12 protein-coding genes and 2 pseudogenes are annotated in these 14,288 nt (G+C 47.3%); 12 read left to right on the forward strand and 2 right to left on the reverse strand.

The window, feature by feature from the left end; translation table 11 throughout:
- A pseudogene (locus Mcas_RS13975) lies at positions 1 to 418 on the forward strand (ISAzo13 family transposase); the annotation flags it as partial.
- A 135-nt stretch (positions 419 to 553) separates the two neighbouring features.
- On the opposite strand, the gene Mcas_RS13980 reads toward Mcas_RS13975, so the two are convergent.
- Positions 554 to 1,276 (reverse strand): metallophosphoesterase family protein, encoded by a 723-nt coding sequence (locus tag Mcas_RS13980; RefSeq protein WP_040336171.1) that lies wholly within the window; start codon positions 1,274 to 1,276, stop codon positions 554 to 556.
- A gap of 500 nt (positions 1,277 to 1,776) precedes the next feature.
- On the opposite strand from Mcas_RS13980, the gene Mcas_RS17090 reads away from it, so the two are divergent.
- The 10 genes and pseudogenes from Mcas_RS17090 (at position 1,777) to Mcas_RS14030 (ending at position 12,378) form a co-directional block, all read left to right on the forward strand.
- Complete coding sequence (locus Mcas_RS17090) at positions 1,777 to 3,525, forward strand: WD40/YVTN/BNR-like repeat-containing protein (protein ID WP_052567499.1); 1,749 nt, start codon at positions 1,777 to 1,779, stop codon at positions 3,523 to 3,525.
- A gap of 236 nt (positions 3,526 to 3,761) precedes the next feature.
- Positions 3,762 to 3,929, forward strand: coding sequence for a hypothetical protein (locus Mcas_RS18340; RefSeq protein ID WP_156033392.1), 168 nt, complete (start codon positions 3,762 to 3,764; stop codon positions 3,927 to 3,929).
- Positions 3,930 to 4,507: 578 nt separating this feature from the next.
- Positions 4,508 to 5,845, forward strand: coding sequence for a cbb3-type cytochrome c oxidase subunit I (locus tag Mcas_RS13995; protein WP_162176337.1), 1,338 nt, complete (start codon positions 4,508 to 4,510; stop codon positions 5,843 to 5,845).
- 74 nt (positions 5,846 to 5,919) lie between these two features.
- Positions 5,920 to 7,059 carry a ParB N-terminal domain-containing protein gene (locus tag Mcas_RS14000; RefSeq protein WP_040336172.1) on the forward strand — a complete coding sequence of 380 codons (1,140 nt, stop codon included), beginning with the start codon at positions 5,920 to 5,922 and terminating at the stop codon, positions 7,057 to 7,059.
- Positions 7,034 to 7,789, forward strand: coding sequence for a restriction endonuclease (locus Mcas_RS14005; protein WP_040336173.1), 756 nt, complete (start codon positions 7,034 to 7,036; stop codon positions 7,787 to 7,789). Before Mcas_RS14000 ends, Mcas_RS14005 begins: the two co-directional genes overlap by 26 nt.
- Before the next feature lie 26 nt (positions 7,790 to 7,815).
- Positions 7,816 to 8,958, forward strand: coding sequence for an aminotransferase class I/II-fold pyridoxal phosphate-dependent enzyme (locus Mcas_RS14010; protein WP_040336174.1), 1,143 nt, complete (start codon positions 7,816 to 7,818; stop codon positions 8,956 to 8,958).
- The gene (locus Mcas_RS14015; protein ID WP_040336175.1) at positions 8,949 to 9,662 is read left to right on the forward strand and encodes an SDR family NAD(P)-dependent oxidoreductase; all 714 of its coding nucleotides are present in this window, start codon (positions 8,949 to 8,951) and stop codon (positions 9,660 to 9,662) included. Before Mcas_RS14010 ends, Mcas_RS14015 begins: the two co-directional genes overlap by 10 nt.
- A gap of 119 nt (positions 9,663 to 9,781) precedes the next feature.
- Positions 9,782 to 10,576 (forward strand): methyl-accepting chemotaxis protein, encoded by a 795-nt coding sequence (locus Mcas_RS14020; protein ID WP_040336176.1) that lies wholly within the window; start codon positions 9,782 to 9,784, stop codon positions 10,574 to 10,576.
- Between the two features lie 231 nt (positions 10,577 to 10,807).
- Positions 10,808 to 11,686, forward strand: a pseudogene (locus tag Mcas_RS14025) (methyl-accepting chemotaxis protein); the annotation flags it as partial.
- 71 nt (positions 11,687 to 11,757) lie between these two features.
- Positions 11,758 to 12,378, forward strand: a complete 621-nt coding sequence (locus tag Mcas_RS14030; protein WP_040336178.1) for a class I SAM-dependent methyltransferase — start codon at positions 11,758 to 11,760, stop codon at positions 12,376 to 12,378.
- 11 nt (positions 12,379 to 12,389) lie between these two features.
- Here the strand turns inward: Mcas_RS14030 and xth are convergent, their stop codons facing one another.
- Positions 12,390 to 13,184, reverse strand: a complete 795-nt coding sequence (xth, locus tag Mcas_RS14035) for an exodeoxyribonuclease III (protein ID WP_040336179.1) — start codon at positions 13,182 to 13,184, stop codon at positions 12,390 to 12,392.
- Positions 13,185 to 13,484: 300 nt separating this feature from the next.
- Here xth and cas6 point away from each other — a divergent pair, with 300 nt between their 5' ends.
- Positions 13,485 to 14,252 carry a CRISPR-associated endoribonuclease Cas6 gene (gene cas6 / locus Mcas_RS14040; RefSeq protein WP_040336180.1) on the forward strand — a complete coding sequence of 256 codons (768 nt, stop codon included), beginning with the start codon at positions 13,485 to 13,487 and terminating at the stop codon, positions 14,250 to 14,252.
- Positions 14,253 to 14,288 lie beyond the last annotated feature (36 nt).

Consider the following 14,288-nt stretch of genomic DNA (forward strand, 5'->3'; position numbering starts at 1 on the left):
AACATTWTSCMAGAKGCTCAAAACACTTCTCATTACTGCTGATTGCGGGGGCAGTAATGGCTATCGTGTCCGTTTGTGGAAGGTTGCACTCCAACGTTTTGCAAACGAAACAGGTTTAAACATATCGGTTTGTCACTTTCCACCGGGAACCAGCAAATGGAATAAAATAGAACATAGAATGTTCTGCCATATAAGCATGAACTGGCGTGGTAAGCCTTTGACAAGCCATGAGATAATCGTAAATCTAATAGGTAGCACCACAACAAATAAGGGTTTAAAGATCAAGGCAGAACTGGATACAACTGCTTACTCAAAGGGAATTAAGGTGTCTGATGAAGAATTTGACAAAGTTAATTTAACTAAGGCTTCATTTCATGGTGAATGGAATTATACTATAGCACCTAATTGTTCAAGTTAATTATGGACAGTTACTTAGGGGTTTTCCATTGTGCCTCAAGCGTCTTTACAAACTTCTCCAAATAAGCGTCAAGCTGAGTATCCGAAAGAGGCGTTATGTACAAGGAACGGAAGCCTTTCTCATCAGGGCGGTTAGTTAGAGGAAATCAAACTCTTGCCTGAGTCTGTTTTCAACATCAGTCCTGTCAAATGGCATCAGCCACTCCAAGGGATGGTGCATGAGGGCGATCTTAACATCGCAGTCTTTTATATTCTCCAAGGCACGATCAACCTGCCTCTCACAAACAAGGAGCTTTCCTTTGTCTACGTCACCACCGTAGGCCAACAACGCAGAGTTCAAGCAACCAATACCAAGTTTGACACCGTTTATGGTTAGCTGATATAAAGAAAACAGGTTGTTTGATTCTATCATATGTAATTTGTCGGATTTGTCTTTAAACGCTATAAAATTACGCAACGTTTCAAAATATTTGTCTTTGTTTAATTTTAACTTGGTATCGAAAAACTTGTTAAGTTTCGTAGTGGTCGTATAAGTTACCCTTATGCCATTACCCACATCCTCTTCCCACTCATCCTTGTCAATATCATGATTGCCGGGGACAAAAAAGAACCGGTCATTGGATAATCCCAATTTCCCCATCAAAGGCTTGATAAATTCACTCTCAGCAAGACCAAACTCATCCGCGTTGCTGCCTGCGTTGACAAGGTCGCCTGTGAACACGACAATATCAGGCTCGACGGATTCCCCGCGCAACTTCACCAGATCGGCATAAAGCGCCTTCAGGATAATTCTAATGTCCCTAAGATGCTTACTCTCCATGTGTAAATCCGATACATGCAGTATCGTTACCTCAGACATCCCACAACCTCCACTATCAATAGTAATGCTCCAAAGAAGCATTGACACACTACCTCTCAATTATAACACAACTGCGGTAGGGCAGAGCAAGGGGTCGCTGGTGGGGCACTCCGGCCACAAAGAGGCCCCTTGCTTTTTTTTGGAACCGTGCTATATTATGTCATATGATTTTTTTACAGCAAGAAAAATACTCCCTTTATGCTATGCAAAGTATGCTATAATGTCTGTACAGATATTTTACCATACTTGTGCTACGCTTTTGCGTAATATGAGTTATATTAAAATGACACGGGTTTTTTCAGGCATGATAATTGAGTGTGAAATAATGGGGTCAAGGAGACTTCTTCGTGGCCAGGGCGTCTCGCCCCTCCCCTTGCAGGGGGGCTGAAGGGGGACGTAGCCGCTCCTTTCTTTTCTTTCTTTTATGTTGGCAATTTTGATGCCCGAAAAAACTCGAATCCGATCTGTATAATCTAATGAATAAGGAGGAAATAGTGACAATGAGTTTTGTAAAAGCCTTAAAAAAAAGTGCAACAGTAGTGTTAGCAGCACTTGTCCTTTTATCAATGATTGGATGTGGCAGCGTTACGGTTGGCGGCGGTGGTGATACCCCCGGTGATACCACCAGCACAACCCTCAATGCCGTTGCCTATGGCAATAACATATACGTATCTGTTGGCAACAGTGGAGCAATTGCGACCTCTTCGGATGGTGATACGTGGACTGCACAGAAGTCCGGCACAACGAAGGACCTCCGTGCAATCGTAAATGCCTCCGGGGTGTTTGTGGCCGTGGGCGACTCCGGGACGATGCTGACCTCTTCGGATGGCAAAACGTGGACTGCCGTCTCCATCAGCAGCACCTATGACCTCAAGGCCGTTGCCTACGTCAATGGGAAGTTTATGGCCGTGGGTAAGGGGGGCATTGTGCTGACCTCATCGGATGCAAAAACGTGGTCAAGCGTTACCTCTGTCACGACGGAGACCCTTTATGGGGTTGCCTATGGTGCCACAAAGTATGTTGTAGTTGGCTCATCGGGTGCCATACTTACCTCCACGGACGGGCAGAGTTGGGCCAAGGAGTCATCGGGCGTATCCGCTACCCTGTATGGCATATACTACACAGGCAGTAACTTCGTAGTCGTTGGCGATAGCGGCAAGATACTGAACTCTTATGACGCCGACTCATGGACTGTCTCCACATCAAACGTAACGACCACCCTGCGCAGCGTGACCTATGGCAACTCACTACTGATTGCCGTGGGTGATTCCGGTGCCATAGTTACCTCCACGGATGCAAAGACGTGGTCAAAGCGAACATCCGGTAACACAAAGGCACTCTATGGCATAACGTATGGCTCTACACGCTTTGTAGCCGTGGGCGCAGAAGGAACCAAGATAAAATCCACCGATGGGATCAACTGGGACAGCTCCACCACCACAGCCTCTTACTACGCTATAACCTACGGCAAGGACTCCTTTATCGCCGTTGGCAATGCCGGGGCTATCCGCACAACCTCCAACGGTCAATCCTGGAGCGACAAAAAATCAGGCACAACCTATGACCTGTTAGGCATAGCATACGGGAAAAACTCCTTCGTAGCCGTTGGCAAGAGCGGTACCATACTGAGGTCTACCGACAACGGCAACTCATGGACTACGCTAACGTCACCAACAACCTCTGCCCTCAATGCCATAACCTGGGGCAACAACGTCTTTGCAACCGTCGGTGATGCAGGAACGATACTGATTTCAACGGACGATGGCGAAACCTGGAAAAACGCAACTTCTGCCTTTACGCAAAACCTCTATGGTATTACCTACGGAGGGAATTCCTTTATTGCCGTTGGTACCGCCGGCACGATCCTGACCTCGGCAGATGCAACGTCATGGTCTGCACCCTACTCCGGCGTCTCACGCGACCTCACAGCGATAACCTATGGCTCAGGGAGGTTTGTCGCCACAGGAAGCAGCGGGGTTATCCTCGCCTCACTCAACGGTGCTGCCTGGGCTACGCAGGTCTCCGGTACCACTGCGGGACTTAATGGAATCGTCTATGGTGCAAATACGTTTGTGGCCGCAGGAGATACCGGAACGGTTGTCTACTCTGTCGATGCCCTGACATGGAGCACAACAACATCGTCAACCACTGCCAGACTCAAGGCCATCGCATACGGCAACAGTACCTTCGTGATCCCCATTGACGACAAGACAACTCTTACATCCTCCGATGGCATTAAATGGAAGTAGTAAGCACGTGCTCATAAATTAACTCATAGCAGATTTCGATTGGACTAATAGACTGATCATGTATTATTATATAGAGCCTCTTGCAAATCTCAAATCAAGCAATTATAGTGCCCCCAAAATATCATTTAATATCAGCCACTTACAAAATGAGCTTTTTGCTATATTTTACATAACATGTACTTTTGCAAGAGGCTCATATAGACAGGCTTTTTAAGTTTATAGAAAGAGGTGGGAATATGAAAACGGTGGATGTTGTAGATTCTCAGGCGTGGTTTTGGACTGAGGAAGTTCAAGAGCGTTTAAGGAAGGCTGAAGAAAATTACAGTTCCGGTAATTTTAAGAGTTACACCAATGTTGAAGAACTAATAACAGACCTTCGTGGTAATAATAACGATAGAGCCTGAAATATTTCCTCAATACAGGAGCCTTCCAGAGATCGTGCATAGGAAATTTGACAAGCAGATACGTCTACTATCAAAAAAACCCAAGACACCCTTCCTTGCAGATTCATAAGATACAAGGTTCCGATTATTGGGAATTCGGTAGTCCTGTAGAGGTAGTGATACTATCCTTTGATGGTTTTTCCTAATCAGGCATTTAATGCTGTTTTTAAAGATGGATTCCCACTTTCGTGGGAATGACATGAACTATTTAATAATGAGGGTTTAGTCTACATGCATCACTACTTCTGCAGGACTACCTGAAAAGGTTTGTAAACAGAAAGGTCTGTCTCTTAGGAAAGGTATCCATATGGCTTTAGCTTTGTTAATTGAGCTGATTGAAGGAGAGGGAAATGAGCGCCAACTATCAGGCTGCGATGATTAATGGGAGGACACGCTATGAGCAACGGACTGTCTGTAAAGCATTATACGTGGTTTCCACGATAACCGGACATTTCTATTTTGCTAAAAAGCGGACATTTCTATTTTGCTGTGACACTTTGGGAATCCTTAGTTGTTATTTTTATGGGCTATATTGTACAATGAAGGCTATAGTGATATCGGAAGACAACAAAGGCCTGGTAAAAGGGTGGCTCATCCTGGGGGTTGCAAGCCTTCTGTTTGCGGGTGTGCTGGCGGGACTACTGGTAGTGTCACGAACGCCGTATGTGCAGAACGTGATCCCGTGGTTGGATTTCTTCCACACTGCCCTGGTGGTGCATGTGGACCTGTCGGTGTTGATATGGTTTGTGGCCTTTGCCGGTGTGCTGTGGAGCATGTATGGCAGTAGTGCGCTGGTAATGCCTGGGTATGCTGCTCTGGGGATTGCAGGTGCAGGAACACTTGTTATTGCTGCATCACCTTTTGTTGGCGCCAGAAATCCACTGATGAACAACTATATCCCGGTCCTTGACGACCCGATTTTTCTGATTGGCCTGGGGATTTTCTTTGCCGGATTCGCTCTACTGGTGGTGCGCAGCGTCATTACGCTGCCTCTGCTGAGGACCTTGACAGCGGAGGATGCAGAAGCCCGGTTTGGTCTCAGCAGTGCGGCTGTAGTGGCCGTCGTTGCTATTGTCTGCTTCATTCTTTCGATGCGCAGCATCCCGCCCGGCACCAAGGGGTTGACTTACTATGAACTGGCCTTCTGGGCCGGAGGACACATACTTCAATTCATGCACACGATGCTGATGCTCGTGGTATGGTTTCTCCTTGCCAAGGCAATCATGCCGGGATTTGAGGTCAATCGACGGTTGGCGATAGGGGTGTTTGGCATTATACTTATTGTTGCCGTGTGTTCGCCGGTTCTTTTTACAATATACACCACAGAGTCGCAGGCCCACCGCGATATATTCACCGAGCTGATGGAGTATGGGGTTGGAACCTCGGTTGTGGTCAGCGCCGCCCTGATCGTCATGGCGATTGCAAGCAAGTACAAGGCCCCTCAGACAAGTCACCTGCTGGCAGCCCTGATAAGCTCCCTCTCACTGTTTGCAGCCGGAGGAATAATCGGATTCTTAATCGAAGGTGTCAACGTAATCATTCCGGCACACTATCACGGGGTCATCGTTGGCGTAACGCTGGCATACATGGGGTTTACCTACTACCTGCTGCCACGCATTGGATACGGTGAACCGTCCTACAGGCTTGCACGACTTCAGGCTTACGTCTACGGCAGCGGACAGTTTTTGCACATCACGGGATTGGCCCTGGCAGGTGGCTACGGCGTGCAACGCAAGGTGGCAGGGGCCGCTCAGGGATTGGATTCGGCCAAAAAGTTACTCAGCATGGGATTGATGGGCATCGGGGGAATGATTGCGGTCATCGGAGGGGTCCTGTTTCTAGTCGTAACCATATCCGCAATCAGGGGCAAGAGGTAGCAAGGGCAATGCTTTTAGCTTTATTTTAGAGCTGAAAGCGCAAGGGTATCGCAAAAAATAAAGGAGAAGATATTATGTCAATATTGCCGGATTTGTTAAAACCAATTGAGGTCAAACTCGATGAAATATTGCTTGACCCTAATAATCCACGCTTTGCAGAGTTAGGGCAAGAGAGCGAGCCGATTCATGAATATCGATTTAATGAGCCAAGGATACAAAAAGACGCATATGATCGAATGAAAAAACGGATATTTGATGTCAGCGAACTTCGTGATACCATAAAGACGCTTGGTTTTTTACCAATGGACAGAATTGTTGTAAGGCTATGCAGAATATTAAGTATAGACGGAAAGAAATTTTACATAGTAGTTGAAGGAAATAGGAGGATTGCAGCGTTAAAATGGTTGATTGATCTTCATGACTCAGGTAAGGAGACATTTTCCGAAGAACAACTTGATAACTTCACAAATCTCAAGGTATTACTCTTAGATGAAAATGCGCCTGATAATTCTAAATGGATACTACCAGGGTTGAGACATGTCTCTGGTATTAAAGAATGGGGAGCATATCAAAAAGCCAGAGCCGTATATGAACTCAGAGAGGCAGGTTATTCATCTAAAGATTCAGCACAAAGTCTTGGTCTGTCAACAAAAAGTGCAAATCTAATGTGGAGGGCATATTTAGCGCTTGAACAAATGAAGAGTGATGATGAATATGGAGAATATGCAGAACCCAAAAAATACAGTTATTTTGAGGAAATATTTAAACGTCCAAACTTACGTGATTGGTTAGGATGGGATGATGATCAAAAAAAATTCGTAAATTCCAATAGACTCATAGAGTTGTATAGTTGGATTGTAGACGAAAAGAATGAAGACGGAGATATATCTGAAGCAAAAATACCTATGGCTATTAATCTTCGTGAGCTTAGCAAATTTATTGATGATGAAAATGTACTAAATATTTTCAGAGGTCCTGGAGGTTCATTGATCAAGGCCCTTGCAAAATATGAAGTTGAGCATCCCCAAGACTGGCATCCAATTATTTCTAAATGTGAGTCTGTACTGACAGGATTTACACCGGATGTTTTACGCAAATTCACGAAAGAAGATATCTCATTGATTAAAAAACTACAACACCGCGTTGAACAGGTGTTTGCAGATCATGAGACCCTTACGAGGTTCGAGCATGCCAAAATTGAAACAGTTGCCTGATCCACAACCACATACAATAGCATCTTGGATATTGTGTGAGGCCGATAACACTGAATTTAAACTTATAGACGATGTTACAATAAAGATTATAGCCTCTCATCTCACAAATAAAACACAGACAGAGCTGGAAGATATTGAAGAACAACACCGTGATAAAGTCATTCAAAGCCTTAAGGATATCCATGCAGAAAACCTAATAGATGGTATACAACCTATATTCGAAATTATTGAAGAAGGTAACTCTACATATATAAAAGTTTTTCCTCAGAATGAGGTAAAATTGTTGTTAAAGCAATTAACAGATATAACACCTGAGCAATTCGAAAGGTTTTGTGTTCATCTTTTAGAGACTATTGGTGCTAAACCTGTTAAGCATAACGGTGGTAAGGATGATGGTGGCGTCGATTTTGTAGGGCATAACATACCAGTAGGGGCTAATCTTATTAATGCTCCAACTAATTCAAAAGTTATCGTTATTGGACAGGCTAAGACTAACAAGGTAACGGAGACGGAGATAAGAAAATTCGTTGGTGGTGCAATCAGAGAGATACACGAAAAAAAAAGCAATATTGGTGCTCTAACACCTGTCATATATGCTTTTTGGACGACTTCTGATTTTCATACTTCTGCCATACGATATGCAAGGGCATTGGGGATATGGTATTTAAACGGATTAGGATTAGCTCAACTTTCTTATAACGTAGGGATTAAAAGGATACCGACGTTATAATACTTATCTGTTGAACTATATCCAGCATGTATACCGCCTACCTGCAGCGCCTTAGCGAGGCCGGCCTCCTTAGAACGATAGCAGACCGCAACTGTCCCCAGGGCAGGACTATCCTCAGAGGCGGCGCTCAACTGCTCAACTTTGCCTCAAACGACTACCTGGGGCTTGCCGCCGGCAACGTAATCACAGGGGAGGCAAGGAGGGCGATGGCAGACTTTGGCCTTGGTGCGGGGGCATCGAGGCTGTTGTCTGGTGGCTGCACCCTGCACGGGGAGCTTGAACGCAAGGTTGCGGCCTTTAAGGGTACCGAGGCAGCGCTGGTCTTTAACTCCGGTTACACGGCAAATGTGAGCGCAATCCCGGCCCTTGCCACCAAAGAGGGCGCCATCTTCAGCGACGAACTCAACCACGCAAGCATCGTTGACGGCTGCCGGTTAAGCGGTGCGGAGAGATTCGTCTACAGACACGGGAGCCTGTCACACCTGGCAGAGCTGTTGCAAGCCTCAACCAGGACACCGAAACTCGTCATCACGGAATCCGTCTTCAGCATGGATGGCGACGTCGCCGATATCGGGGGCATATGCGAACTGTGCAAGGCGCACAACGCCCTGCTATACGTAGACGACGCCCACGCAACCGGCGTCCTGGCAGGGGGCAGGGGGTCGCTGGCATACTTTAATATCCCGCTGGATGACAACATCATCCAGATGGGGACGTTTTCAAAGGCCCTGGGCAGCATGGGTGGCTTTATTGCCGCCTCCGGGACAATCATCGAATATCTGGTCAACAGTGCTAGGGGGCTTATATACTCCACTGCACTACCGGCTCCGGTCGTTGCGGCATCACTGGCGGCCATCGACTACGTGCAGGGCAATCCCGATGTCGTAGCCACCCTGCACGCAAACATAGCCAACTGCAAGAGACTGCTCCAGTTGCTGGGGATACACGTCCACGATGCCCCGACGGCCATTGTCCCGATATACGTCGAAACCGTTGCGGATGCCCTGCGCATATCCGGACAGTTGACAGCAAGGGGGATATATGCCCCGGCCATACGACCTCCAACGGTGAAACAACCTCGCATTCGAATATCCCTTTCGGCGTTGCACAGCGACGAGGACATCAAACACCTGAGCGCATCCCTGGCGGAGGTCATTGGATGTCCGTAGCGCTCGTGACGGGGGCATCGGGGGGGTTTGGCAGAGAGGTCGTCCGACACCTGTTGATGGCCGGCTACGACGTCGTGGCACACTACAACAGCGCTGATGAAGACGCCCTCATGAGCGAATTTACCGCCTACAGTGGCAGTGTCTTTTGCCTCAGGGCCGACCTGCGTAACAAGGACGATATCACCCGGATGGTTGGCCGTATCGGCGAGCGCTATGACAGTCTCAGCGCCGTGGTCAATGCCGCCGGTATCACCAGGGACTCGCTCCTGCTTAAATGTTCCATGGAGGACTGGGACGACGTCATCGGCGTAAACCTCAGTGGCACATATCACGTGATCAAGGCAACCCTGCCGTTGCTGATAAGCTCAGGCGACGCTCACGTGATAAACGTATCATCCATCTCCGGCGTCAAGGGGGGTGTCGGGCAGTGTGCCTACAGCGCCTCAAAGGCGGCCCTGTTGGGACTGACGTATGCCCTGGCCAGAGAGCTTGCCGAGATCAACATCCGGGTCAATGCACTCCTGCCGGGGTACATGGAAACGTCAATGGGACTGGCCAACCCTCGGGCCATCCAGGTGGCCAAGCAGCAGAGCCCGTTGCACTGTCTGTCATCGGTGCAGGAGGCGGCGGCATTTATATGCTGGATGCTGAAAAGCCGGCGGATAACCGGGCAGGTCTTTACGCTGGATAGCAGGATACTATGAGTTTTTTTATGCATCAAAAGATTGACAAGGATTTATTTTTTTTAGTAATATAGTCACACATTATATAAAATTGCCGGGGGAACATAATTACAGGCATATAAAATCAAGGAGGCTTTAGCATGAGAATATCGACGATGGTCAACCTTATGGTGTCGGTATTGTTTGTTTTTTCGTTATTAGGCAGTGGTTCTGTCTTTATTCAGACAAAAGATACGGCAAGTGATAGCAAACTGGTTACAGAAGTTGGTATAATCAGGAGCAGGGCAATGAGGGTGTTTAGCCTCGAACTGCTGAAACAACATGCAGAGTCCGAAGAACTTATAGCGAAACAGGACAGTTCATTCAGGCTATGTCTTGATGGAGATAAGGCGGTAGGCATCTCACCCATAGACAATGAAGGCGTCAGGGCAGTCATAAAGGAGTTGGAAACCATGTGGGGAAATATTAAGCCAAAAATCACTCGGGCACGCCAGGATATCACTCTCTATGAACCCCTTAATAACGACTTTGATACCTTCTATGAGTTGTCGAGGAAATCGGTAGAGGCTATAGATAGCCATACGCTGAAAAACGTGAGGGCATTAAAGATGGTTCAGCTTGTAGTTTTTGCGGTAAACATGATGTTAATATTTGGCATATGGTTATTTGCCAGGAAAAAGATCGTCAATCCCATGAGAATGCTCATCGGCATTGTCGATACAATAGTGTCAAAAAACATAAAGGTGGATATCGATTACGACAGCAAAGACTCGGTGGGTCAACTGGTCAGGGACATGAACAAGATGATAGATTTTCTCAACGAGGTGGTAAACGGCACGATGTGGTCTATAAACAACGTGGTCAATACAATGGACTCCGTGAAAAAGAAGTCGTCTCAATCCTGTTCGTTTGCCGGCAATCAGTACGATCAATAGGTCAACATATCTGCCGCCGCTGAACAGATGAACAAGACGATAACGGATATATCCAAGAACGCCTCCATTGCCTCCGAAACATCAACGAAGGTGTTGGTGATGGCCGAGGAGGGCAAGACAATGACTGAAAAGGCCATCGAAACTGTAAACATGGTTTATACGTCAAATATGGACCTTGCCTCTATGATAAACAGGCTAAATACGAGTGCTCAGGAGATTGGCGATATCGTAACGGTGATAAACGATATTGCCGATCAGACAAACCTGCTGGCCCTCAACGCTGCCATAGAGGCTGCCAGGGCAGGGGAGCAGGGCAGGGGTTTTGCCGTCGTTGCCGATGAGGTCAGAAAGCTGGCCGAAAGGACGTTAAAGGCAACCACGGAGATATCTGCAAAGATACGCTCCGTGCAAGATGAGTCCTCCCACACTTATTCCTCCATGGAGGCGTCTTCTGCTAAGGTTACTATGGCCTCGGAGTTGATAACAAACATGGGCAAGTCTTTGTTTACCATTGTCGATGCCATCAATGAGTCGAAGGAACAGATAACCTATATAGCATCGGCAGTTGAGCAACAGGCCATATCCTCCGAGGAGGTGGCAAAGAACATCGAAATCACCCGCAATGAGTCCCAGGCAATGCAGCAGTTGGCCAACGACATCACGCAGGAGGTAAACAGGATGATTGCAACCGCCGAGGAGTTGAGGGCCTATACGTCAGGGTTTAAGACAAAGGGCGGTGATTTGCTCCTGCTAGAACTGGCAAAGACAGACCACCGTCTGTGGGTCAACAAGGTCTCTTATCACATCTCAGGTGGTGACAGACTCGACAGCACAAAGCTGGCAGACCATACGATGTGTCGTCTTGGAAAGTGGTACTACACCGACGGCAAGAAGTGCTGTGAGACCTTTGAGGCCTTCAGGTCAATCGAGGAACCGCACAGAAAGCTCCATGCCCTGGGAAAGGAGATCGTCATTACTTACGACAAGGGAGAAGTGCAGAGGGCACAACAGATGTTTCATGACCTGGAAAATATATCCGTTATGATAATCAACAACCTCGAGGGAGTACGGCAGATGTTGGGCGGCACAGTGAAACTCCTTGGCAAGTGACAGCCATTCAACAGCGCAGTGGAGTTGAAAGCGCAGGATTATCGTTTTTTTTATGGAGGTTTGACGGCAACATGAGTGGATTTGGCAGTTATTATGATGGTTGGTTCTATTCGAAGATAATTGATCCGGCAACGGAAGATATACGACAAGCAATCGGCGGCTTTATTGAAGACGACTCCTCGGTAATAGACATAGGCTGTGGGACGGGAAAACTCGCCTTTGAGCTGTCCCGACGGTGTAGACGCGTAGTCGGTGCAGACCTGTCACCACGTATGATCAATTTTGCCAACAGGCAAAAGCTAAGACACAAGGCATCAAATGTTGACTTCATACATGCGGATGCGGCTGATGCCTTAAACATTGAGCAGCAATTTGATTATGCCGTGATGTCCTTTGTCCTTCATAGTGTAACATTAAAGGAAGAAATCGCTATCATAAATAATCTCAGAGATATTACGAGATACTTTATTTTTGCTGATTATGCCGTCCCGCAGCCCAAAAGTGCAATAGGGCTTATAGCCTTCCTGGCTGAATTTGCAGCGGGCGGTAAACACTTCAAGTCATACAGAGCATTCATGCGCAATAACGGCCTGGACAATTTAACGGAGCAATGTGGTCTGTCCGTCAAGGGGCAAATAACGGATAAGACAGCGGCATATAAAGTACTCCTGGCAGAGAGTCGTCAGGCGTAACGCCATTACCCTTAAACGTGCAGTTGGAGGGTTGCCACAACTGGGGCGTGGTCTGAGGGGGGGCGACGTTTTCTGCTCCAGAGGTCTGTATCCACCTCCCTGAGGGCTGGCATTAATGCCCCTGTGATGCAGACATAGTCTATGCGTACCCCCTGATTTTTCCAGAATGCCCCTCCTGCGTAGTCCCACTGGGTGAACTGTTGCCGTTGGGGATAGAGATACCGGAAGGCGTCTGTGAAGCCAAGCCCAAGCACCTCATCAAAGGCCACTCGTTCCTCCGGCATGGCTATGACGGCATCGTCAAAGGCATCGGGGTCAAAGACGTCTATATCTGCACGGGCAACGTTGAAGTCTCCGACCATAACGATGCCCTCTGTGGTGTTACGCTCTTGCGTCAGATAGGCAAGCAGCCTCTTGTACCAGCCTATTTTGTAGTTGAACTTCTCACTGCCGCGCACATCGCCATGAGGCGCATAGATGTTTATGACCCTGACACCGGCAATCGTGGCCGCTATGACCCGACTCTGTGTATCCCACTCATAATCGCCAAATCCATTTCTGACGTCGCTGACGTCGTGCCTGCTGCAAATGGCCACGCCGTTGTAGGCCTTCTGACCAAAGACCTCGCAGTGATATCCCAGGGCCTGAAACTCGGCAAAGGGAAACCCTGTCTCCAACGTCTTTATCTCCTGCAGGCATAGGACGTCTATATCCGTTGCACCGTCTGCCCCCCGCACTGCAAGCCATTGCAACAGCAAGGCAAGACGCGCCCTGACAGAGTTGACGTTAAACGTACATACATTCATCTCCGTAGCTAATGTAACACACCACAGGGCAAAATCACAATGGAACTCGCAGGCTGGTCAAACGAGGCTGGTTTTATGAAAACCGAATAGTTCTTTCCGGGGTGATTGCAATCTCTATAATACGCATCATGATTTCTTTTTGGTTCTGCGGTCTTCTATGGAACAGATTCCTTATAATATGGAATACATTCCACACACCAGTCCGACGCAAAAAATCCAACCTCTGTGTTTTAGCCACTTTTTGCACATAAAAGTCATGGCATGAATCTTGAGATATAAATGCCGTCGAGGTTAAAAAGTATGAGAATACGCATTGTCCTGTACAATAAGATTGCAGATGCCGGCATCCCGATTAACTATAATCACTTTCTGGCAGCAACAATCTACAGAATCCTGAGAGAACAAGCTCGAGGCTCTTGCAACTTGTCCCTTGACAGGGTAAGGCAGGGTGCCCGTATGCACTTGAGGATGTTTACATTTTCGCACCTGAATTTTGAAACCTACCGCATAGAGCAAGAAAAGATCAGCTTTGACGAGGGCTATATCCAGTGGTACATATCATCGCCGGTAGCTGAGTTCCTCCTGATAATCGCTCAACGCATTGCCAAATGCAAGGAGTTGCTTATTGCCGGTGTGAGATTTGACATTGAAAAGGTTGAAGTCTTAAAGGAGGTGGACTTCTCTGATGAAATGAGCTTCACTGCCCTGTCCCCCATCACCGTAACGCACAGCAAAAAAAACAGGCATGTTTCACGCTACCTGCGATATACCGAAAAAGGCTTTGCCGAAGCCGTCAGGGAAAACCTCATAAAGAAATACATACTCATACACAACGCTATGCCAAAAGACAACAGCCTGGTATTCACATTTGACCAGGATTATTTAACAAAAAAGGCCGGTAAAATACAAAAAAAGATAAGCTTCCTCAACATGGAAGTCATAGGCTTTGTCGCCCCATCCAAGGTCAAGGGCAGCCCCGAACTCATCAGGGTCGGCTACGATGCAGGCTTTGGCGAAAAGGGAAACCTGGGCTTTGGCATGGTAAAGATAATCAGGAAAGAGCCATAAAAAAAACGCCTGACCTTTCCCTACAGGCGACCTTGG

It is taken from the genome of Candidatus Magnetobacterium casense, from assembly GCF_000714715.1.
Taxonomy (GTDB): Bacteria; Nitrospirota; Thermodesulfovibrionia; order Thermodesulfovibrionales; family Magnetobacteriaceae; genus Magnetobacterium; species Magnetobacterium casense.